At 61.0% G+C, this 22,358-nt stretch carries 20 protein-coding genes; 9 read left to right on the forward strand and 11 right to left on the reverse strand.

Features of this window, described 5'->3' with window-relative positions:
• Positions 1-73: 73 nt before the first annotated feature.
• Both oadA and K3819_RS28945 read right to left on the reverse strand, forming a co-directional pair.
• On the reverse strand, positions 74-1,882 hold the full coding sequence (gene oadA / locus K3819_RS28940) for a sodium-extruding oxaloacetate decarboxylase subunit alpha (RefSeq protein WP_039765069.1): 1,809 nt from the start codon (positions 1,880-1,882) through the stop codon (positions 74-76).
• 11 nt (positions 1,883-1,893) lie between these two features.
• Complete coding sequence (locus K3819_RS28945; protein ID WP_007954255.1) at positions 1,894-3,309, reverse strand: acetyl-CoA carboxylase biotin carboxylase subunit; 1,416 nt, start codon at positions 3,307-3,309, stop codon at positions 1,894-1,896.
• Between the two features lie 190 nt (positions 3,310-3,499).
• Between K3819_RS28945 and K3819_RS28950 the strand changes: the two genes are divergently transcribed.
• Positions 3,500-4,462 (forward strand): LysR family transcriptional regulator, encoded by a 963-nt coding sequence (locus tag K3819_RS28950; protein WP_039765068.1) that lies wholly within the window; start codon positions 3,500-3,502, stop codon positions 4,460-4,462.
• Here the strand turns inward: K3819_RS28950 and K3819_RS28955 are convergent.
• From K3819_RS28955 to K3819_RS28965, 3 genes are all read right to left on the reverse strand, one after another.
• On the reverse strand, positions 4,404-4,610 hold the full coding sequence (locus K3819_RS28955; RefSeq protein WP_007954251.1) for a PA3496 family putative envelope integrity protein: 207 nt from the start codon (positions 4,608-4,610) through the stop codon (positions 4,404-4,406). The two genes, K3819_RS28950 and K3819_RS28955, sit on opposite strands and share 59 nt — an antisense overlap.
• A gap of 108 nt (positions 4,611-4,718) precedes the next feature.
• Positions 4,719-5,585, reverse strand: coding sequence for a transcriptional regulator HexR (gene hexR, locus K3819_RS28960; protein ID WP_007954250.1), 867 nt, complete (start codon positions 5,583-5,585; stop codon positions 4,719-4,721).
• A gap of 149 nt (positions 5,586-5,734) precedes the next feature.
• On the reverse strand, positions 5,735-8,608 hold the full coding sequence (locus K3819_RS28965; RefSeq protein WP_221398364.1) for a GGDEF domain-containing phosphodiesterase: 2,874 nt from the start codon (positions 8,606-8,608) through the stop codon (positions 5,735-5,737).
• A gap of 259 nt (positions 8,609-8,867) precedes the next feature.
• Here K3819_RS28965 and uvrD point away from each other — a divergent pair, with 259 nt between their 5' ends.
• From uvrD to K3819_RS28985, 4 genes are all read left to right on the forward strand, one after another.
• Positions 8,868-11,051, forward strand: coding sequence for a DNA helicase II (gene uvrD, locus K3819_RS28970; RefSeq protein ID WP_007954248.1), 2,184 nt, complete (start codon positions 8,868-8,870; stop codon positions 11,049-11,051).
• Positions 11,052-11,198: 147 nt separating this feature from the next.
• Positions 11,199-11,639 (forward strand): EamA family transporter, encoded by a 441-nt coding sequence (locus K3819_RS28975; RefSeq protein WP_064379739.1) that lies wholly within the window; start codon positions 11,199-11,201, stop codon positions 11,637-11,639.
• 175 nt (positions 11,640-11,814) lie between these two features.
• A complete protein-coding gene (locus K3819_RS28980; protein ID WP_085612436.1) occupies positions 11,815-12,693 on the forward strand; it encodes a Tim44 domain-containing protein in 879 nt (292 codons plus the stop codon).
• A 138-nt stretch (positions 12,694-12,831) separates the two neighbouring features.
• Positions 12,832-13,239, forward strand: a complete 408-nt coding sequence (locus K3819_RS28985; protein WP_007954245.1) for an SMI1/KNR4 family protein — start codon at positions 12,832-12,834, stop codon at positions 13,237-13,239.
• Between the two features lie 21 nt (positions 13,240-13,260).
• On the opposite strand, the gene K3819_RS28990 is transcribed toward K3819_RS28985, so the two are convergent.
• On the reverse strand, positions 13,261-15,024 hold the full coding sequence (locus tag K3819_RS28990) for a cation:proton antiporter (RefSeq protein WP_064379734.1): 1,764 nt from the start codon (positions 15,022-15,024) through the stop codon (positions 13,261-13,263).
• A gap of 282 nt (positions 15,025-15,306) precedes the next feature.
• Between K3819_RS28990 and K3819_RS28995 the strand changes: the two genes are divergently transcribed.
• Complete coding sequence (locus tag K3819_RS28995; protein WP_003229693.1) at positions 15,307-15,789, forward strand: acyl-CoA thioesterase; 483 nt, start codon at positions 15,307-15,309, stop codon at positions 15,787-15,789.
• A 117-nt stretch (positions 15,790-15,906) separates the two neighbouring features.
• Here the strand turns inward: K3819_RS28995 and pdxY are convergent, their stop codons facing one another.
• Complete coding sequence (pdxY, locus tag K3819_RS29000) at positions 15,907-16,779, reverse strand: pyridoxal kinase PdxY (RefSeq protein WP_039765058.1); 873 nt, start codon at positions 16,777-16,779, stop codon at positions 15,907-15,909.
• A gap of 117 nt (positions 16,780-16,896) precedes the next feature.
• Here pdxY and K3819_RS29005 point away from each other — a divergent pair, with 117 nt between their 5' ends.
• Positions 16,897-17,310: a DUF3301 domain-containing protein gene (locus K3819_RS29005; RefSeq protein WP_221398365.1), complete on the forward strand. Its 414-nt coding sequence runs from the start codon at positions 16,897-16,899 to the stop codon at positions 17,308-17,310.
• Position 17,311: 1 nt separating this feature from the next.
• Here K3819_RS29005 and K3819_RS29010 read toward each other — a convergent pair whose 3' ends face one another.
• Positions 17,312-18,283 carry a GTP-binding protein gene (locus K3819_RS29010; protein WP_221398366.1) on the reverse strand — a complete coding sequence of 324 codons (972 nt, stop codon included), beginning with the start codon at positions 18,281-18,283 and terminating at the stop codon, positions 17,312-17,314.
• Positions 18,284-18,308: 25 nt separating this feature from the next.
• On the opposite strand from K3819_RS29010, the gene K3819_RS29015 reads away from it, so the two are divergent.
• Positions 18,309-18,665 carry an NADH:ubiquinone oxidoreductase gene (locus K3819_RS29015; RefSeq protein ID WP_221398367.1) on the forward strand — a complete coding sequence of 119 codons (357 nt, stop codon included), beginning with the start codon at positions 18,309-18,311 and terminating at the stop codon, positions 18,663-18,665.
• Between the two features lie 4 nt (positions 18,666-18,669).
• Here the strand turns inward: K3819_RS29015 and K3819_RS29020 are convergent, their stop codons facing one another.
• Positions 18,670-19,320, reverse strand: coding sequence for a DUF1826 domain-containing protein (locus K3819_RS29020; RefSeq protein WP_221398368.1), 651 nt, complete (start codon positions 19,318-19,320; stop codon positions 18,670-18,672).
• Positions 19,320-20,525: a zinc metallochaperone GTPase ZigA gene (gene zigA, locus K3819_RS29025; protein WP_221398369.1), complete on the reverse strand. Its 1,206-nt coding sequence runs from the start codon at positions 20,523-20,525 to the stop codon at positions 19,320-19,322. Before zigA ends, K3819_RS29020 begins: the two co-directional genes overlap by 1 nt.
• A gap of 224 nt (positions 20,526-20,749) precedes the next feature.
• Here zigA and K3819_RS29030 point away from each other — a divergent pair, with 224 nt between their 5' ends.
• On the forward strand, positions 20,750-21,124 hold the full coding sequence (locus K3819_RS29030) for a hypothetical protein (protein ID WP_064600551.1): 375 nt from the start codon (positions 20,750-20,752) through the stop codon (positions 21,122-21,124).
• On the opposite strand, the gene K3819_RS29035 is transcribed toward K3819_RS29030, so the two are convergent.
• Positions 21,121-22,320: an N-acetylmuramoyl-L-alanine amidase gene (locus K3819_RS29035; protein WP_221398370.1), complete on the reverse strand. Its 1,200-nt coding sequence runs from the start codon at positions 22,318-22,320 to the stop codon at positions 21,121-21,123. The two genes, K3819_RS29030 and K3819_RS29035, sit on opposite strands and share 4 nt — an antisense overlap.
• Positions 22,321-22,358: the final 38 nt, after the last annotated feature.

Raw genomic sequence — 22,358 nt, forward strand, 5'->3', positions numbered from 1 at the left:
CAGCAACTTGAAGGCAAAAAAAGGGGAGCACATGCCCCCCCGAGGTTTAAAGCGTTGTATCGAGGCCGTTATCTCAGCCTTCGATCTCGATCAGGATTTCGCCCGGGTTCACCCGGTCGCCCTTGGCAACGTGGATGGCAGTAACCTTGCCGGCAATCGCGGCCTGGACTTCGGTCTCCATCTTCATCGCTTCGGTGATCAGCACGGCCTGGCCCGCCTTGACGGTGTCGCCTTCCTTGACCAGCACATCAACGATGTTGCCCGGCATGGTGGTGCTGACGTGACCCGGTGCCGAAGCCTGCTTGCGCTTGCTGCTGCCGCCGCCGACGAATTCGTTGAGCGGTTCGAACACCACTTCTTCCGGCATGCCGTCGATGGACAGGTAGAAGTGACGCTTGCCTTCAGCCTTGACGCCAACACCGGTGATGTCCACGCGGTAGGTTTCGCCGTGAACGTCAATGACGAACTCGGTCGGTACGCCTTCGCCGCCGGCCGAAGCCACCTTGCCCGCTTCCGGGATCGGCAGCAGCACTTCCGGGGTGAGGGTGCCGGCGGCACGCTCTTCGAGGAACTTGCGGCCGATGTCCGGGAACATGGCGAACGTCAGCACGTCTTCTTCGGACTTGGCCAGTGCGCCGATATCGGCACGCAGCTTGGCCATTTCCGGCTTGAGGAGGTCGGCCGGACGTACGTCGATCACCTCTTCGCTGCCAATGGCCTGACGACGCAGCTTCTCGTTCACGGTGCCAGGCGCTTTGCCGTAACCGCCTTGCAGATAGAGCTTCACCTCGTTGGTGATGGTCTTGTAGCGCTCGCCGGCCAGCACGTTGAAGAACGCCTGGGTGCCGACGATCTGCGAAGTCGGGGTGACCAGTGGCGGGAAGCCGAGGTCTTCGCGCACGCGCGGGATCTCCGCCAGGACTTCGCCCATGCGGTTCAGAGCACCCTGCTCTTTCAACTGGTTGGCCAGGTTGGAAATCATCCCGCCCGGCACCTGGTTGACTTGAACACGGGTGTCGACGGCGGTGAATTCGCTTTCGAACTGGTGGTACTTCTTGCGCACGGCGTAGAAGTACAGGCCGATTTCCTGCAACAGCTCCAGGTTCAGGCCGGTATCGAACTCGGTGCCTTTGAGCGCAGCGACCATGGACTCGGTGCCAGGGTGACTGGTGCCGGAGGCGAAGCTGGAGATTGCGGTGTCGATGTGGTCGGCACCGTTTTCAATGGCCTTGAGCTGGCACATGGCTGCCAGGCCGGCGGTGTCGTGGGAGTGGATGAACACTGGCAGCGACTGCTCGGCTTTCAGTGCACGCACCAGCTCACCGGTGGCGTATGGGGTCAACAGACCGGCCATGTCCTTGATCGCCACCGAGTCGCAACCCATGGCTTCCATTTGCTTGGCCTGGGCGACGAACGCGTCGATGGTGTGCACCGGGCTGGTGGTGTAGGCGATGGTGCCCTGGGCATGTTTGCCGGCAGCCTTCACCGCTTCGATCGCCACGCGCAGGTTCCGCACGTCGTTCATCGCGTCGAAGATGCGGAACACGTCGATGCCGTTGACCGCGGCCTTGGCAACGAACGCCTTGACCACGTCATCGCTGTAATGGCGGTAGCCCAGCAGGTTCTGCCCGCGCAGGAGCATTTGCAGACGGGTGTTGGGCAGCGCGGCGCGCAGTTGGCGCAGACGCTCCCACGGGTCTTCTTTCAGGAAGCGCACGCAGGCATCGAACGTCGCGCCGCCCCAGCATTCCAGCGACCAGTAGCCGACTTTGTCGAGCTTGTCGCAGATCGGCAGCATGTCTTCGGTGCGCATGCGGGTGGCGAGCAGCGATTGGTGAGCGTCGCGCAGGATGGTATCGGTGACAAAGATCTTCTTGCTCATTCTTGTATTCCTCACAGGCCTGCGTGGGCGGCGATGGCGGCGGCGATGGCCAGGGCCAGCTCTTCGGGTTTGCGCTTGATCGAGTAGTTGGTCAGTTCCGGATGGCTTTCGACGAAGCTGGTATTGAACTGGCCGCTACGGAATTCCGGGTTGCGCAGGATTTCCTGGTAGTACGCGGCGGTGGTCTTCACGCCTTGCAGACGCATGTCGTCGAGCGCGCGCAGACCACGGTCCATCGCCTCTTCCCAGGTCAGCGCCCAGACCACCAGTTTCAGGCACATCGAGTCGTAGAACGGCGGAATGGTGTAGCCGGTGTAAATCGCCGTGTCGGTACGCACGCCAGGGCCGCCGGGGGCGTAGTAGCGTGTGATCTTGCCGAAGCTAGGCAGGAAGTTGTTTTTCGGGTCTTCGGCGTTGATCCGGAACTGCAGGGCAAAACCGCGATGCTGGATATCTTCCTGCTTCACCGACAGCGGCAGGCCGGAGGCGATGCGGATCTGTTCGCGGACGATGTCGATCCCGGTGATTTCTTCGGTGATGGTGTGTTCCACCTGCACCCGGGTGTTCATCTCCATGAAGTACACCTCGCCCTCGGCGAGCAGGAACTCCACGGTGCCGGCGTTCTCGTACCCGACAGCCTTGGCCGCGCGCACCGACAGGTCGCCGATGTAGGCGCGCTGTTCCGGGGTCAGCTGCGGGCTCGGAGCAATTTCGATCAGCTTCTGGTTGCGGCGCTGGATCGAGCAGTCACGTTCGAACAGATGCACGACGTTGCCGAAGCTGTCGCCGAGGATCTGCGCTTCGATGTGCTTCGGATTGACGATGCATTTTTCCAGGAACACTTCCGCCGAACCGAAAGCCTTGGTGGCTTCGGAAATAACCCGGGGGAAATTCTGTTCGAGTTCTTCGCGACTGTTGCAGCGACGGATACCGCGACCGCCACCACCGGAGGTGGCCTTGAGCATCACCGGGTAACCGATGCGGTCGCCCTCGCTCAACGCTTCTTCGATGCCCGAGACGTTGCCTTCGGTGCCCGGCGTGACCGGTACGCCGGCCTTGATCATGCTGCGGCGTGCTTCGGTCTTGTCGCCCATGCGGCGGATGACTTCCGCCGACGGGCCGATGAATTTGATCCCGCGTTCGGCGCAGATGTCTGCCAGCTCGGCGTTTTCCGAGAGGAAACCGTAGCCGGGGTGCAGCGCATCGCAGCCGGTTTCCACGGCCAGGTTCACCAGCTTGCGCGGGTTCAGGTAACCGGCCAGTGGCTCGGCACCAATGCTGTGGGCCTCGTCCGCACGCTTCACATGCAAGGCATGCCGGTCGGCGTCGGAATAGATCGCGACCGAACGGATGCCCATCTCGGCGCAGGCACGCACGATTCGTACGGCAATCTCACCACGGTTGGCGATCAGGATCTTTGTTATCACTTGGAGGTTCCCTTGAGCCGGTGGCACCACGACCTGCTAGACCCAGGTCGGCACGTGACCAAATGTTTCAATCTGGTCTCGGCCCCACACTAGCGCTGACAAGGGATTAACAAAAATGAATAAAAATTGGGTCAGGCATAAGTAAAGACTTATAGTCATCGCATCAGCCAATGGCCAGAGTCGGTAGAAAATGCGTAAGTCCCTGATGCGTATGACATTGCGTCAATTGCAGATCTTCAACGAAGTGTGTGATTTACGTTCCTACAGCCGCGCGGCCGAGGAAATGTCGCTCACGCAACCGGCCGTCAGCCTACAGATTCGTCAGCTCGAAGAGCTGATCGGCCAGCCATTATTCGATTACGTCGGCAAAAAACTCTACATGACCGAGGCCGCCGAAGCACTGCAGCGCGCCAGCCGGGACATCTTCGGCCGCCTGGAAAACCTCGACATGCAGCTGTCGGACATGCAGGGTTCGCTGCAGGGCCAGTTGAAACTGGCGGTGGAATCCAGCGCCAAATACTTCGTGCCGCACCTGTTTGCGGCGTTCAAGCGTCAGCATCCGGAAGTGAACCTGCAACTGACGGTGGTCAACCGTGGCCAGGTGATTCGTCGACTCTCCGACAACCGCGACGATCTGGTGATCATGTCGATGGTGCCGCAGGACATGGGCCTGGAATTCCTGCCGTTCCTCAACAACCCGATCGTTGCCGTGGCGCGTCCCGATCATCCGCTGGCGCACATGGGCCCGCTGCGCTTGCAGGACCTCGAACCATACACCCTGCTGATCCGCGAGCCCGGTTCGGGCACGCGACTGGCCTGCGAGGAGTATTTCAAGGAGAAGCGCGTGCACTTCACCCAGACCCAGGAAGTGGCGTCGGCCGAAGCCCAGCGTGAATGCGTGGTGGCGGGTCTGGGCCTGGCGCTGTTGACGCGCCACGCCCTGAACCTGGAGCTGGCGACCGGCGGCCTGGTCGAGCTGCCGGTCGAAGAGTTGCCGCTGTTTCGCAGCTGGTGCCTGGTGCAAGCCAAAGCCAAACGGCTGTCACCGGTGGCCCACGCCTTCCTGGCGTTTATCCGCAGCGAACGGGTGCAGATCAGCGCGCTGGTTGAGCGCTTCGACGGGAAGCTGCCGGCGCTGCCTGCCAGTGATTGATGTCCTCGGGAAAATCGCCGATTTCGGCCTGAAGCTGGCGGAGTTCGAAGCGATCTTCGATAGCGCGGCGAAATTCCATGCGGCGCTGGTCTTCCTGCTGACGACGGGTTTTCGCGGCGCTGTTGCGTTCTTCGTAAGGCTGAGCCATTTCGAGTCTCCCAAGGCGATTACGGGAGTTTCACGATAGGCCCGGGGGATGACGGTTTGGCTTCGTCGGGGTTACAGGCAGATGAAGATTGCCTTCACCCCATCACTATCAGTCATCCAGCGCTTTCACCGATTTTGGCGACAGCCGCAAGCTGCGCAGGCTGCGCTTGACGCTCTTGAGGTGGTTGACCAGGCTCGGCCCGCGCGCCATGGCCACGCCCATCGCCAGCACGTCGATCACCACCAGGTGAGCGATACGCGAGGTCAGCGGGGTGTAGATTTCGGTGTCTTCGTGAACGTCGATCGCCAGGTTGACGGTCGACAACTCGGCCAGCGGTGTCTGGCTCGGGCACAAGGTAATGAGCGACGCACCGCTCTCGCGAACGAGGTTGGCGGTGATCAGCAAATCTTTGGAACGGCCGGACTGGGAAATGCAGATCGCCACATCGGTCGGCTTCAGCGTCACCGCTGACATCGCCTGCATGTGCGGGTCGGAATACGCCGCTGCCGTCAGCAGCAGACGGAAGAACTTGTGCTGCGCATCCGCCGCCACCGCACCCGACGCACCAAAACCGTAGAACTCGACGCGCTGGGCCTGGGACATCAACGTCACCGCCCGTTGCAGCTCCAGAGGATCGAGCTTCTCGCGAACCTCCATCAGCGTGTGCAACGTGGTGTCGAAGATTTTCAGGCTGTAGTCGGCGACGGAATCGTCTTCATGGATCGCGAACTGACCAAAACTGGCGCCGGCCGCGAGACTTTGCGCGAGCTTGAGTTTCAGATCCTGGAAACCGGAGCAACCAATGGCACGGCAGAAGCGCACGATGGTCGGCTCGCTGATGCCGACGCTGTGGGCGAGGTCGGCCATGGAACTGTGCATCACTGCCGCAGGGTCAAGCAGCACGTGGTCGGCGACCTTGAGCTCCGACTTGCGTAACAGGTGACGTGACTGGGCGATGTGTTGCAGCAGATTCAAGGGGCTGGACTCTTGTTATGGAAAGATGTGCTTTGGCCAGATGCCAGGGATGTAGCAAGCTTGTAGTTATACTACATGAATCGGCTTTTTGCCTGCTCAATGCGTAACCGGATCCCCCCGGATCAGGCGACATGCGCTGCATGTAGCCCTTACAGCGGTTTTTCCTGTTCACGCAGCAACGCAGCAAGGCCGACCGCCTCCACCGGACGACTGATCAGATAGCCCTGCACCTCATCGCAACCTTCAGCTTTCAGAAACGCCAGTTGCTCGGATCGCTCGACACCTTCGGCGACCACTTTAAGTGACAGCCCATGAGCCATCGCAATGATCGCCCGGGTGATCGCCGCGTCTTCGCTGCCCTCGCCCAACCCGCGGATAAAGGCCTGATCGATCTTCACGTAATCCACCGGAATCCGCTTCAGATAGCTCAGCGATGAATAGCCGGTGCCAAAATCGTCGATGGCCAGTTTCACCCCCAGATCCCGCAACTGCTGGAACGTGGCGATGATGTGTTCGACGCTGTCGAGCAGCTGGCTTTCGGTCAGTTCCAGTTCGAGGTAGTGCGGCGCCAGGCCGGTTTCTTCCAGCACCTGGCGCACCAGACTGACCAGTTTGCCTTGGCGCAATTGATGCACCGACAGGTTCACCGAAACCCGGATCGGCGCCAGCCCCTGACGCTGCCATTCACACGCCTGCCAGCAGGCCTGACGCAGGACGAATTCGCCGATCGGCCCGATCAGCCCTGTTTCTTCGGCCAGACCGATGAAATCCCCCGGTGGCACCCGGCCCATGGTCGGGTGATCCCAACGCACCAGCGCTTCGGCTGCATTGAGACGGCCGGTCGCCAGGCACAGTTTCGGTTGATAGAAGACGTTGAGCTGCTTGTCCTCGATGGCTTTGCGCAGCTGGTTTTCCAGTTGCAGGCGCTCCAGCGTGCTGGCCTGCAGACTGTCGGTGTAGAACTGGAAGTTGTTGCCGCCCAGGTGCTTGGCATGTTGCATGGCCATGTTCGACTGGCTGACCAGCGCGGAAATCTCCCGGGCGTTGTCCGGCAGCATGCTGATGCCCATCGAGGCGCTGACCACCAGCTCATGCCCTTCCACGGTCAACGGCAGGCGCAGCTTGCTCGACAGTCGCGTGGCGACCCGCGCCAGGCTCGACAGGTTGCCGTAGGCGTCGAACAGTACCGCGAACTCATCGCCGGACAGCCGGGCGATGGTGTCGGCTTCCGGAAGAGCATTGACCAGACGCCGGGACATTTTTTGCAGCAACTGGTCGGCAATCTCGTGGCCAAGGCTGTCGTTGAGCAGCTTGAAGCGATCCAGATTGATGTGCAGCAGCGCCAGACTCCGGCGCCCGCCCTGCCGCACGCGCTGATGGGCTTCGTGCAGGCGTTCGCGGAACAGCGAGCGATTGGCCAGGCCAGTGAGCTCGTCGTAGTGGGTCAGGTAGCGCATGCGCTCTTCGGATTCGCGGCGCGCCGACAGATCGGCGAAGAAACCGACGATATGGCTCACATTTCCCCGACTGTCGCGCACGGCATTCAGTTGCAGCCATTGCGGATACAGCTCGCCGTTCTTGCGGGTTTCCACCAGTTCGCCCTGCCAGCTGCCGTGCTGCTCCAGCGCGTGGCGGATCGCGACGTAATGACGGCGGGCGTCGCGACTGCACGGCAGTTCGACAACGTTGCGTCCGAGCATGTCGTCGATGTCATATCCGGTGACGCGGCTGAAGGCCTGATTGATGGCGATCAGCGAGTAATTCGGGTCGAGGATCACGATGCCTTCGCTGGCAGCCTCGAACACCGTCGCCGCCAATTGCTGTTGGGCTTCCAGGCTTTTGCTGACGCTGATGTCACGGCGGGTGCCGACCATGCGGATGACGCGCCCGCTCTCGTCGCGCTCCACCGCCCGTCCACGGTCTTCGATCCAGACCCAGTGACCGTCGCCGTGGCGCACGCGGTATTCGATCTGATAATCCTCGGTGCGCCCCTTCAAGTGCTCGGTCAGCGCGCGTTTGAGCGGCGGCACATCATCCGGGTGCAGCCTTGGTCGCAGATGCCTGAGCAGCCCGGTGACGTACTGCGGGTCGAGGCCGAACAGTTCCTGAATCTGTGTGTGGTGAACCTCGTCGGTCTGCAGGTTCCAGTCCCACAGCCCCAGCTCACTGGCCTTCAACGCCAGGGCCAGGCGCGCCTCGCTTTTGCTCAGCGCCTGGTTGGCGACATCCAGCTCTCGGCTGCGCTGGGCGACCCGATCCTCCAGCTCGACCTGCGCCTCGCGCAGCTTGCCCTCGGCGCAACGCCGCTGCTCGATTTCCTTCGCCAGCTCCTGATTGAGCTGTTCGCTGCGGGTTTGCGTTTGTTGCAGGTGCTCGATCAGGTGCTGGTTCTGGAAGCGCCGCAGCAAACCGCGATCGATCAGCCGATTGACCTGCCACGCCACCACGCTCAGGGAGCCGAGCAGGATCAGCCCGAGCCAGCCCCAACCCCGCGCCAGTTCGTCACCGCCCCAGAACAGGTAGCCGATGGCCGGCAGCAGGCACGGCAAGGTAAAGGAAAGAAACGCCGGAATGCTCACGGCGTAGGCCACGCTGGCCGACAGGGTTGCGGCGCCGATCAGGCCGAACACCCAGGCCTGCTGCATGAAGTTGTCGGCCGGGACCAGGGCGATGCCGGCGCCGGCCAGGGTCAGGCCGGTCATGCTCGAGCCGAGCAGGAACATGCGCCCCCAGATCGGCTGGGCCTGGCGATCGGGAATCGCCGAGTCGAACGCGGCGACCTGAATCACCCGCAACGCCACCAGCGACAACAGCCACACCAGCCAGACGCTGACCACGAAGTAACGCTGCGGGCTCCAGAGCAGAGCGGCGCAGACCAGACCGTTGATCAACATGAACAGGGTGGGCAGCAGCGAACCCTGATAAAGAAGGCGCGTGCGCTCGACCGCCATCTGGGTGGCGTAAAGCTTGCGGATCACCCGAGGTTCCACAGAGGGGCCCGACAGGTCGAAGCTGAGGGTCATAGGCAACGTTCTTGTTCTTATAAGTGTGAGCATGCGCCCGGAAACGTGGACGGAGCATACACAAGCCGAACCACTTGCCAAACTGCCCCAGATCATAATTTCACCGAAACTTTTCCGCCGCCCAGCCCCCACCAAAGCCCTGAGCTCAGGCGGGCCAACGCCTGTAGCCGGTGACCGACCGGTCGTCACGGGCAGCACTTTCATCGGCTAATGCAAAGCTCGGTTTGCCCGGGCCTGCGGCGCACCCTAGAATGCCCCGATGCGCGATGATCTCTCCCTTCTGCTGAACTCCCTCAACGATGCCCAACGCCAGGCCGTAGCGGCTCCCGTTGGTCGTCAATTGGTCCTGGCCGGTGCCGGCTCCGGCAAAACCCGAGTGCTGGTGCACCGTATCGCCTGGTTGATCCAGGTCGAGAACGCCTCGCCCCACTCGATTCTGTCGGTGACCTTCACCAACAAGGCCGCTGCCGAGATGCGTCACCGCATCGAACAATTGCTGGGCATCAATCCGGCCGGCATGTGGGTCGGCACCTTCCACGGCCTGGCGCACCGCCTGCTGCGGGCGCACTGGCAGGAAGCCGGGCTGAGCCAGACCTTCCAGATTCTCGACAGCGACGACCAGCAACGCTTGGTCAAGCGGGTGATCCGCGAGCTGGGGCTGGACGAGCAACGCTGGCCGGCCCGTCAGGCCCAATGGTTCATCAACGGGCAGAAAGACGAAGGTCTGCGTCCGCAACACATTCAAGCCAGCGGCGATCTGTTCCTGGCGACCATGCGCGGCATTTATGAAGCGTACGAGGCGGCATGCCAGCGGGCCGGCGTCATCGATTTCTCCGAACTGCTGCTGCGCGCCCTCGACCTGTGGCGCGACCACCCGGGCCTGCTGGCGCACTACCAGAAGCGTTTCCGACACATTCTGGTGGACGAATTCCAGGACACCAACGCCGTGCAGTACGCCTGGTTGCGTCTGCTGGGCAAGGGCGGCGACAGCCTGATGGTGGTCGGCGACGACGACCAGTCGATCTACGGCTGGCGCGGCGCGAAAATCGAGAACATCCACCAGTACTCTTCCGACTTCCCGGATTCGGTGACCATCCGTCTGGAGCAGAACTACCGCTCCACGGCCGGCATCCTGAAAGCCGCCAACGCCCTGATCGCCAACAACACCGGACGTCTGGGCAAAGAGCTGTGGACCGATGGTGGCGACGGCGAAGCCATCAACCTCTACGCCGCGTTCAACGAACACGATGAAGCACGCTACGTTGTCGAAACCATCGAAAGCGCGCTGAAAACCGGCCTGGCTCGCAGCGATATCGCGATTCTCTACCGCTCCAACGCCCAATCGCGCGTTTTGGAAGAAGCCTTGCTGCGTGAACGCATTCCGTACCGCATCTATGGCGGCCAGCGCTTCTTCGAGCGGGCGGAAATCAAGAACGCCATGGCCTACCTGCGTTTGCTGGAAGGTCGCGGCAACGATGCGGCGCTGGAGCGGGTAATCAACGTCCCGGCGCGCGGCATCGGCGAGAAAACCGTCGAAGCGATCCGCGACCATGCACGCCACAGCGATGTGTCGATGTGGGAAGCCATGCGCCAGCTGGTGGCCAACAAAGGCCTGACCGGTCGCGCCGCCGGTGCACTCGGTGCGTTTATCGAGCTGATCGAGAACCTCGCCGCCAAGTGCGCCGAGATGCCGTTGCACCTGATGACCCAGACCGTCATCGAGCAATCCGGACTGATCGCCTACCACGAAGCGGAAAAAGGCGAGAAAGGCCAGGCCCGGGTAGAAAACCTTGAGGAACTGGTCAGCGCCGCGCGCAACTTCGAGAACACCGAAGAAGACGAAGAGCTGACGCCACTGGCGGCATTCCTCGGCCACGCGTCGCTGGAGGCCGGCGACACCCAGGCCGACGAGCACGAAGACAGCATTCAGTTGATGACCCTGCACAGCGCCAAGGGCCTGGAATTCCCTTACGTGTTCCTGGTGGGCATGGAAGAGGGCCTGTTCCCGCACAAGATGAGCCTGGAAGAGCCTGGACGCCTTGAGGAAGAACGGCGTCTGGCCTATGTCGGCATTACCCGGGCAATGCAGAATCTGGTGATGACCTATGCTGAAACCCGACGCCTGTACGGCAGTGAAACCTACAACAAGGTGTCGCGTTTCGTACGGGAAGTACCGAAAGGCCTGATTCAGGAAGTGCGTCTGTCCAACAGCGTCAGTCGGCCGTTCGGCGGCAACCAGTCGATGGGCGGCAGCAACCTGTTCAGCGGCAGCGAGATTCCGGAAACCGGCCTGAGCCTCGGCCAGGCTGTCCGTCACTCGATCTTCGGCGACGGCGTGATCCTCAACTTCGAAGGCGCCGGCGCCCAGGCCCGAGTGCAGGTGAACTTCGCCGAAGGCAGCAAGTGGCTGATGCTCGGGTACGCGAAGCTGGAAGCCATTTAAGGGCAGCCCGTCGTTGCTCATCGTTCCCACGCTCTGCGTGGGAATGCATCCCGTGACGCTCTGCGTCACTGTGGACGCGGAGCGTCCATGGCGGCGTTACCACGCAGAGCGTGGGAACGATCGGACACGAACACTGGAGGCAACACCATGGGCTCGGGCTTCTTTTCCTCCTGGACGTTCTGGGCCCTGCTCTCGGCGACTTTCGCCGCACTGACGGCCATCTTCGCCAAGATCGGCATCGAAAACGTCAACTCCGACTTCGCCACCCTGCTGCGCACAATCGTCGTATTGGTCAGCCTGGCCTTGATTTTGTACGCCACGGGCCAATATCAGTCCTTGGGATCGATCTCCGCCAAGAGTTACCTGTTCCTGCTGTTGTCGGGCCTGGGTACCGGCGCTTCGTGGCTGTGCTACTTCCGGGCGTTGAAAGTCGGCCCGGCGTCGCTGGTCGCCCCGGTGGACAAGCTCAGTGTGGTCTTCGTGGCGGTGCTCGGGGTGATCCTGCTGGGCGAGAAACTCGACCTGCGCCAGTGGGGCGGCATCGGCCTGATCACCGCCGGTGTGGTGATGCTGGCCTTGCGGCGCTGATCCATTTCCTGCTGAACCTATCTCCTTTTCCTACACACAAAAGTACATGGCCTTATTGCCCCGACCGAGCTGAACGTAACCTGTCAGGCAAAAGCCCGAAACACTCTCTCGCTAGCCAGTAACACTTCAGCTGTGCAACATGGCGCGCGTGTCTCCACAAACGGGAATTCCCTTTATGAAACGTTTTCTTAGCATCGCCATGGCGTTGTGCATCGGCCTGACGATGAGCCTCGACGCCAACGCCAAGCGCTTTGGTGGTGGCAAAAGCGCCGGCGCTGCGCCGACGCACCAGACCAGCCAGATGGCTCCTTCTTCCCCAGGCATGGGCGGCGCTGCGGCGACCGCTGGTGCTGCCGGTGCTGCGGGCGCTGCGGCCAAGGCCGGCGGCGCTTCGAAATGGCTCGGCCCTCTGGCCGGCATCGCGGCCGGTGGCCTGCTCGCTTCCATGTTCATGGGCGGCGGCTTCGAAGGCATGCAGATCTTCGACATCCTGATCATGGCCGTGATCGCGTTCGTGATCTTCCGCTTCATTGCCGCCCGTCGCCGCAAACAGCAGGAGCAGTTCGCTCCGGCCGGCGCGCCGATGCAGCGTGAAGTGTTCGAACAGAAACCAGCGGCGATGGGTTCGATCTTCGGTGGTTCGGCGGCGCCTGCTGCCGCCCGTCCGGTGATCAACGCACCGGCCTGGTTCAACGAACAGCGCTTCCTCGAAGCCGCCCGCAGCCACTTCCAGGCGCTGCAGCAGCACTGGGACGCCAACGAAATGGACAAGATCGCCGAGTTCGTGACCCCGCAGATGCTCGAGTTCCTCAAGCGCGAGCGCGCGGAACTGGGCGACGCGTTCCAGTCCACCTACATCGACAACCTCCAGGTACAACTGGATGGCGTGGATGACCGTGCGGACAAGACCATCGCTACCCTGACCTTCAACGGCGTGTCGAAGACTTCGCGTTTCGACCAGCAGGGTGAAGTGTTCAGCGAAAGCTGGAACATGGAACGTCCACAGGGCGACAACCAGCCTTGGCTCGTCGCCGGTATCCGCCAGAACGGCTGATCACCTCCGACGTTTTACTCGCTGCAATAAAAACCCCGGCCTCGGCCGGGGTTTTCTATTTCGCGGTTGCATCTATAGCGAGCTACTGTATAAACCGGCCCATATAAACCGCGCCATTCAAGCAAGAGGATCCCGGACGTGGAAGAAATCATCGAACAACTGCGCGAAGCCAACGAACCCGTACCGGTTCCTTTGGAATTGCCTGACGAAGACCAGTTGGTGGAAATCGAAGAAGAACTCTTCATCAACATCCCGTTCGTCTTCAAAGAGTTTCTGCTGACCGTCAGCGACGTGGTTTACGGCAGCCTGGAGCCGGTGACCGTCACCGACCCGCAATCCCACACCTACCTGCCGGACGTCGCCGCCAACGCCTGGGATGCCGGCGTGCCGCGCGACCTGATCCCGATCTGCCAGGACGGTGACGACTACTACTGCGTCGAAGAAGACGGCACCGTGGTGCTGTGGTCGGGTGAAGAAGAACTGATCACCGAAGAGTCCTGGGAATCGGTCTGGCACTGGGCGCGGGACGTCTGGCTGGAAAGCTGAAACGCCCCATCCCATGGGTGGTCAGTGCCCCGACGGCTCCTTGTGGTTGTCGAGGGTTTCCAGCAAGGCCACCTGCATCCGCGTGTGCACCCGGATGAACCAGCGCCAGAGCAGCGCCGCCACGGCGGCCGCGACCACGGCGATCAGCACCAGCAACTTGTTGGTCGGCAAGATACTGGCCGACAAGGCTGCCAGCAGCAGGAAAATCACCAGCAGCGAGATGATCGGGATCACTTCGGCGATCACCCGGCGCACTCGCTGCGTGTGACGCCCGGCCATTTCCGGTTTCACGCCCATCTCGGCCAATAGCATCGACAGCGCCTTGAGCTTGCGATAGGCCGCGATCAGGAACGGCAGCGACACCAGCAACGCCCCACCCCAGATCAACGCTTTCTGCCAGCTCGGATCACTGATCCAGTCCTGCATCCAGATCGAGAGGCGCCCGGCAAAGAAAGCCCCGGCAAAGAAGATCGCGATCACCAGCGCCAGATTGACCCCGACCTGCAGCAGGATCCGCCGGATCATCGAGGCCAGCATCGCGCCCTCACCTTGCGGCTGAATGCTGCGTAGCCACTCGCCGTACATCCCGAACACTCGACCGAGGCGTTGCGGCATGGCGGCGGACAGCTTGATCGACAGCGGATCGGCAGCCCGAATCAGGTACGGCGTCAGCAACGTGGTAATCACCGAAACCGCCACGGCCACCGGATAGAGAAAGTTGCTGGTGACCTGCAGGGTCATCCCCAGCGCCGCGATGATGAAAGAAAATTCGCCAATCTGTGAAAGTCCCATCCCGACCCGCAGTGAGGTTCGCCCGTCATTGCCGGCGATAAACGCACCGAGCCCGCACGACAGCATCTTGCCCAGCACCACGGCGACCGTGATCACCGCGATCGGCCACGCGTACTGCAGCAGGATCATCGGGTCGAGCATCAGGCCGATGGCGACGAAGAAGATTGCGCTGAAGAGGTCGCGAACCGGCTCGATCAGGCGCTCGATTTTCAGCAGTTGCCGCGACTCGGCCATGATCGCGCCGATCAGGAACGCCCCCAGCACCATGCTGTACTCAAGCTTGACCACCAACAGGCAGAAACCGAAACACAGGCCCAGCACCGTAATCAGCAGCATCTCGTTGCTTTCGAATTTGGCGACGTAAGCCAACAGACGCGGCACCAGCAGGATGCCGACCACCAGGGCGACAATCATGAACAGCGAGAGCTTGCCGACAGTGGAAAACACTTCGCCGGAACTCACCGTGCCGCTGACGGCGATGCTCGACAACAAGGCGATGATGCCAATGCCGAGAATGTCCTCGACGATCAGCACGCCGAAGATAAGCTGCGCGAAGCGCTCGTTTTTCATCTTCAGGTCGTTGAGCGCCTTGACGATGATGGTGGTCGAGGAAATCGCCAGGATCGCGCCGAGGAACAGCGAATCCATGGTGTTCCAGTCGAACCAGCGGCCGATTTCGTAGCCGATCCAGATCATCAGGACAATTTCGAGGAATGCCGCGATGAATGCCGTGGCACCGACCTTGAACAGTTTGCGCAGGCTGAACTCCAGGCCCAGGCAGAACATCAGGAAAATCACCCCCAGCTCGGCGAGGGTCTTGATGGTTTCTTCATCGTGGATCAGGCCGAACGGCGGTGTATGCGGGCCGATGATGAAACCGGCGACGATGTAGCCGAGCACTACCGGCTGCTTGAAGCGATGGAACAGCACGGTCACCACACCTGCGACCAACATGATCACCGCCAGATCCTGAATAAAGCTGATGGCATGCATGGTGTGGGCTCCTTGAATGACGAGGCTCACGCAGGCATCGGAAATGTCTGGGTGAGCTGAGTAAAAATCCGCTTTGGGTGTAGGAATCGCCCTTGGGGAGGCGCTTTTGCAGGGTAACACCGCGACTTCCGGCTGAAAGGCGGTGCAATATATGGAAACAGATCGATTCGGGCGTGACGGCGGCCAGTTGCCTGGCGTCCCGATAACGGTGCTTTTGAAAAGCGACCAGGCACCCGCAGAGGTGTTTCTTCCAGCAACCCTGCCTTGACCCGTGAGAACGTTATGGAACCCGGAAACGCCCAGCTGTCGATGACGGTACTGATGACCCCCGACATGGCCAACTTCTCTGGCAATGTCCACGGCGGCACCCTGCTCAAATACCTCGACGAAGTGGCCTACGCCTGTGCCAGCCGTTATGCCGGCCGCTACGTGGTAACCCTGTCGGTGGATCAGGTGATTTTCCGCGAGCCGATCCACGTCGGCGAACTGGTGACTTTCCTGGCGTCGGTGAACTACACCGGCAACACCTCGATGGAAGTCGGTATCAAAGTGGTGACCGAGAACATCCGCGAGCGCTCGGTGCGCCACACCAACAGCTGCTTCTTCACCATGGTCGCGGTAGACGATCAGCGCAAACCCGCCGCCGTACCGCCGCTGCAACCGCAGAACAGCGAAGACAAACGCCGCTACATGCAGGCGCAGCAGCGCCGGCAGATCCGCCAGGAGCTGGAAAAGCGCTATCAGGAAATCAAGGGCGACGCCTGATCAGCCCTTCGATCTACGGCGCTCTGTAGATAGCTTTCGCGAGCAAGCCCGCTCCCACATTTGGAATGCGTTCCCCCTGTGGGAGCGGGCTTGCTCGCGAATGGGGACAACTCGGTCTTACAGACTGATCGGCGTGGCTTCGAACTTCACCCGCGGATGCGCAATCCGGTCCTGCGCCCGCACAAGTTGCAGCTCGTAACTGGCGCAGGCCTGGGTTTCCAGCAGCACTTCATGCACCGCTGCTGCGGTGAATTCAAAAGCCGCCACCAGGCTGTCACCGAGCAGCACTCTCGCCAGGAACAGACCGGACGTCAGATCGCCCACCCCCACCGGCTGACGCGGAAACGCCAGCAGCGGACGCCGCAGATGCCAGCTGCCCTCGGCCGTCACCAGCAACATTTCAAAGCCATCCGCCGGTTTGCCCGGATAATCCAGATGCTTGACCAGCACCGCTTTCGGCCCACGCGCCAGAAGCGCCCGCGCCATCGCCAGGCAATCGAACAGCGACTGCGGCTTGCGCCCGGAGAAGCTGTCCAGCTCCAACTGGTTCGGGCACATGAAATCCGCAACGGCAGCGGCCTCCTCCAGCAGGAAGTCACTGACTTCAGCAGGAACGCTGCAGCCCTTTTCCGGATGCCCCATCACCGGGTCGCACAGATAAAGGGCTTTCGGGTTGGCCGCCTTGATCCGCTCGATGCCACTGAGAATCGCCCGCCCCTGCGCCGCACTGCCGAGATAACCTGACAGCACCGCATCACAATTGCCCAGCTCACCGATCGCGGCGATGCCCTCGACCAGCTCGGGGATCCGGTGCGGTGCCAGCACTTCACCGGCCCACTGGCCGTACTGGGTGTGGTTGGAGAACTGCACCGTATTGAGCGGCCAGACATTCACCCCGACCCGCTGCATCGGAAAAACCGCAGCGCTGTTGCCGGCGTGGCCGAACACCACATGGGACTGGATGGCGAGCAGATGAGGCGTACGTTTCATTCGGGTTTTTCCGTAAAACGATTGAAATTCAAGCCGCGCAGTATGCGACGAAACGCAGCCTGTACGACAGACCGGCGACGCAGTTAAGCTGACGCCATCATTTGGAGTTTCGTATTGATGCTCACCCTGGAAAACATTTTCGTGCTGATGCTGGTCGCCGCCGCCGGTGCGTGGCTCTGGCACAACCACGGCTTGCGCGAGCGGGCGCTGGAGCGGGTTAAACAGCATTGCGTGAATGTCGGCGTCGAGTTGCTCGACGGTAACGTGGCGCTGAAGAAGATCGGCCTGATCAAGGACGCCAGCGGTCGGCGACGTCTGGCCCGGGTCTACAATTTCGAATTTACCGTGACCGGCGAAACCCGACATAACGGCACGATCACCCAGTTCGGTGCGCACAGCGCACAGATCGAACTGGCGCCCTACCCGGCGCCATTCGATGACACACCGCCCGTGGTGGAAGTGACCAAGCCGCGTGGTGAAGTGATCGAGCTGAGCCAGTGGCGTCAGGAACACACCAAGTGGAAGCCTTGAATCAGCTCGCCTGAAGCCGACACCGGGCCAGCCCGGCCTGTAATTCACCGACCGCTTGCGGCTCGTCGAAAATCAGCTCGATCCGGCAATCCTTGCGCCATTCACTGGGCAGCCAGCTGAGCTCGGCATTGTCCAGCGCATTGGCTGACTGCCAGCCGACCGGGCTGTGAATCACCAGTTTGGCCCGGCGCCAGTTCAGGCTTTTCAGCCATTGGGTTATCCCCGACACATCGAACACCTGGCTCGGATGCCAGCGCCAACCGATGCTCCAGCCACCCTCCTGCGCCTGACTCAGGCAGATCGGCAACGCCGGATCGCTCCAGATGGCCGGGATTTGTGCCAGCCCCTGAGGCACGACCAACTTATCAACACCTGCCTGCGCCTGTACGGCCAGCCCCGGCAGCTCGCTGAGCGACAACATCGCCTGTTGCGTCCAGATCAGTCTGACAGGCGGCAACTGTCGGGTGATTCGCTTACGTGTGGGCTCGTCGAGGTTTTCTGCCTTGTTCAATAGCAGCAGACCCGCACTGGACAAAGTTTCCTGCTGCGCGTCCGGCAGCGGTTTGCCCGCGGCAAGGGCCTGGGCGTCCAGCACCAGCACGCAAGGTTGTACGGCGAGTACGCCTTGCCACGGCGCCTCGTTCAGCTGCTTCAGCAACTGCACCGGATGTCCGAGCCCCGAGGGCTCGATGAACAAGCGATCCGGCCGTGCCTTGCGCAACAATCGCCCCAGACCGATCTGGAACGGCGCACCGTTCACACAACACAAACAGCCCCCGGCCACTTCGCCCAGTGCGATACCATCGGCGTCGCGGGTCAGCAGCGCAGCGTCGAGCCCGATCTGGCCGAACTCGTTGATCAGCACCGCCCAGCGCTCGCCCGCCGGTCGCTGGGCCATGAGCTGGCGGATCAGGCTGGTCTTGCCCGCACCCAAGGGGCCGGCGATGACGTGGGTGGGAATGTTCTGCAACATGTTCAAGGTTTTCTGGAGGTCGAAGATGCGGTGGATGGGATGGTCGTTGCTGCTGACGCTGGTGTCGAGCGAGGCTTTGGCACAGGCCTGCGTGGTGCACAGCCAGGCGGAGCGGCTCGACGTGAAAGTCTGCCAGCAGAACCGCAACATCCCGGAAAAACTGTTCAACGACGGCTTCTGCCAGCCGACCCTGGCCGGGCAGAAAGTCGAGGTTCAATACGTCAACCAGTGCCCCGCTGGCGCGTTCGGCGTGTGCAGCAACGCGCAAGTCGCCAATATGCCTTATCGCCAGGATATCCACTATTACGGCGTGGCCACCGATGCGGCGTATTTGCAGCCCTATTGCGAGGCCCAGAGCCAGGGGAAGTGGCTCAAGCCCTGAGGCGCTATCCGAGCCAGTCGAGGGTCAGCATCAGTCGCCGCTCTCCCGGCGTCGGTTGTGGCGAGCGATGGATCAGGCCGAAACCTTCGTTGCCGTGCCATTTTTCGCCCTTGAGCAATGCCACTTCGCCCCGATTCAATTGCTGAATCCGTGACGTCTCCTGGGGCTCGGCTTGCGGTTGTCCCAGTTGCCGACGGTCCATCTGCCCTTCCCTTAACCATTCACTGCCGACACCGGCGTACGTGGTGATCAACCGCACCGGCACATGATCGACGTGAAAACGCGGACACATGGCCTTGTCCAATACCCGCAAGCGCAAGCCGATTCGCCGCGCGCCCAGCAGGCACGCGAAGGCGCTGACCAACCATTTCAGATCGGTGATAAACCCTTCGTAGCCCTCCAGGTCGCGAAAACCGCCGGCCAGTCCCGTGAGATCCGGTTCTGCGTCTTCGTCCGGCAATTCCAGGCACAGTGCCTCGGCGTAGGGTTCGTTCAGAGACAACAACAAGTCCGCAAACTCGGCAATGTGCAGCGGAAGCTGGCGTTGCCAGACCGCGAGGTTGATCTCGTCGTCAAGAATGTCCGCCAGCGCCTGCGGGGTCTGGCCGAACGATTGATGACGTGTACTGCTTGGCAGCGGTTTCAGGGCGAGCATCAGGCCACCTCTTCGTGCCAGGAGCCAAACGGATCGCGCAGTTGTAGCCAGCCTTGAGTACCGAGCGCCATTTCATCATCGGTCAGCAGGCAATCATCCAGTTCCGACGACAGCTGTGCGAAATCGATGTTCTGCCCGATAAACACCAGCTCCTGACGACAGTCGCCTACGCTGGCGATCCAGTTTTCCATGATCGCGGCGGTACTTTCCTGATCCTGCGGCCACTGTTCTTTTGGCACGAAGCGCCACCAGCGCCCGGCGAAACCGTGGCGCATCAGGCCACCTGCCTGAGACCAGCTACCGGCGTCGGTGGGTTTGCTGGCCAGCCAGAAGAAGCCTTTGGAGCGCAGCAGTTTGCCGTTTACCCAAGGACGATCGATGAAGTCGAAGAAACGCTGCGGATGAAAGGGCCGGCGCGCCCGATAGGCCGTGGATGCGATGCCGTACTCCTCGGTTTCCGGCACATGTTCGCCACGCAATTCCTGCAACCAGCCCGGGGCCTGGGCGGCTTTTTCGAAGTCGAAACGACCGGTATTGAGAATTTTCTCCAGCGGTACCTCACCCATGACCATCGGAATGATCTCGGCCTGAGCGTTGAGGCGTCTGAGAATGGCCATCAGCTCTTCCCGCTCGCGACTGCTGATCAGGTCGATCTTGCTGATCAGCAGGACGTCGGCGAATTCGATCTGTTCGATCAACAGGTCGGTGATCGAGCGCTCATCTTCTTCACCGAGGAATTCGCCACGGGAGGCGAGATTTTCGGCGGCCTGGTAGTCCGGCAGGAAGTTCATGCCGTCGACTACAGTGACCATGGTGTCGAGGCGTGCGATGTCGGCGAGGCTTTGCCCCTGCTCATCACGGAAGGTGAATGTCTCGGCCACGGGTAACGGCTCGGAGATTCCGGTGGACTCGATCAGCAAATAGTCGAAGCGGCCTTCGCGGGCCAACTGACTGACCTCTTCCAGAAGGTCTTCACGTAACGTACAGCAGATACAGCCATTGCTCATTTCGACGAGCTTCTCTTCAGCACGGTTCAGGCTGACATCACGCTGGACTTCGCTGCCATCGATGTTGATCTCGCTCATATCGTTGACGATAACGGCGACGCGCAAATCATCTCTGTTACGTAGTACGTAATTCAAAAGTGTACTTTTTCCGGCGCCGAGAAAGCCGGAAAAAACGGTCACGGGAAGTCGGGAAGACATTGGATAAACCTCATCAGACGGTCGCTAAACAGCGCTGGAGGCTCTCGGGGACCTGCGTTCTTAGGCTTCCATGAGATCACCAGGGAAGCGGACGCTTGAAATGGAAGCCACGGAAAGCCTTGTCCGATTAATGTTATAGTATAACAACAAGATCAATCCACTCTCTTCTTGCCCAAAGTGACAAAGGGCCGGAAGCTGTAATCAGGTCGTCGCCGAGTTGCGTCATGAAAACCGCGTTGAAATACTCATTTATCTGGCTGGCATTGCTGACGCTGAATGCCGAAGCACAAGTGCCGGGGCTCGCCAACTGCACGCGCAGCGCAAACCTTTTGGCGTGCATCGATGGCAACGGCAACGCCTACAGCGTCAACACCGTCGGCAGCACGATTTACCTGCGCGGATTTGAAAAAGCGGGAAACCGCTACTGGGCACAAACCAACAGCCGCTACGGGCAACTGACGTTCTTCACCGGCATCGCTTCCGATGGGGAAGCCTGGGTTGGCTACAACCGGCGCGTGGGCTGGACGACAATCAATCGGTTCTCCAGCTCCGGCGGCAGCAGCGCAAAGTTCACCTGCAGCCGGATCACCGGCTGTTAAACCCGCGATCCTTTCTGCTCTTGTTGCCAGGCCATGTAGCTGTCGACAGGTGGATTCTTCTGGAAATAACGCTGCAAGCCCTCAAACAAACCGTCTGCTACGGCCTGCTGGTGACGCGCGGTCACCAGACGCTGACTGTCCCGCGCGTTAGAAATGAACCCGGTTTCCACCAGGATTGACGGCACATCCGGCGATTTCAGAACGGCAAATCCAGCCTGTTCCACGCGCTTTTGGTGCAGCGTAGTGATGCCGGCCAGACTGCCCAGCACTGTGCTTCCGAGTTGCAGACTGGCAGCGATGGTTGCGTTCATCGACATGTCGAGGATCACGCCAGCGAGCATCGGATCCTTGTCCTTGAGATTGAGCAGACTGGTGGCGCCAAGCAGATCCACACCGTTCTCACGCTGCGCCATGAACCGCGCGGTGGCGGACGTAGCGCCACCTTCGGACAAGCAGTACACCGACGCCCCGGAAGCCGTCAGACGCGGCGCAGCATCGGCATGCACCGAGATGAACATGTCAGCCTTGTGCTGACGCGCGATCTCCACACGCTTGCGTAACGGGACGAAGAAATCGTCGTTGCGAACCAGCTTCACATCAAAGCCTTTCTCTCGTTTGAGCCGACGTGCAAGCAGTTGCGCAATGGACAGAACTACATCCTTTTCGCGCTCGCCTTTGGCGCCAATGGCACCCGGGTCTTTTCCGCCGTGCCCTGGGTCGACCACCACCATGATGTCGCGCTTGGGGTGAGATTTTCCCTGGGGTGTTTCACGTGGAACGCTCGCCGGGAGCCCTGCTGAAGCAGTCATCAAGTCCAAAACCAAGCGATGTCCTTGCCCATCCTGAGGCGCCAGCAAGAATGAATTGAGCTGAACCGGACTGCTTAAATCCAGCACGATCCGGGTGTTCCCTTGGCCAAAATGGCCGGAGCGAATCGAATGAATAGGGGTGCCGGATAAGGCCAACTGGCTGAAATCTCCATTCAGGCTGGCACCGCTCAAATCGATGATCAACCGTTCCGGTGCACTCAAGGTAAACGTCTTGTAGCTCACGGGACCACTCAGACCGAACACCAGCCGAAGCTTGTCATCCGAACGCCAGAGCCGCGCATTGCGTATCTGCGTGGCGGACACCGAAAAAGGCAAAACAAAGGCCGCGCTGGCCAGCATCAGGTTGAGCAAATGGCGTCTGTGCATATGAAAGCCTGTTCATGAAAAACGCATCGTGGTTTGAA

This window comes from Pseudomonas sp. 3-2, from assembly GCF_019710535.1.
Lineage (GTDB): Bacteria > Pseudomonadota > Gammaproteobacteria > Pseudomonadales > Pseudomonadaceae > Aquipseudomonas > Aquipseudomonas pharyngis.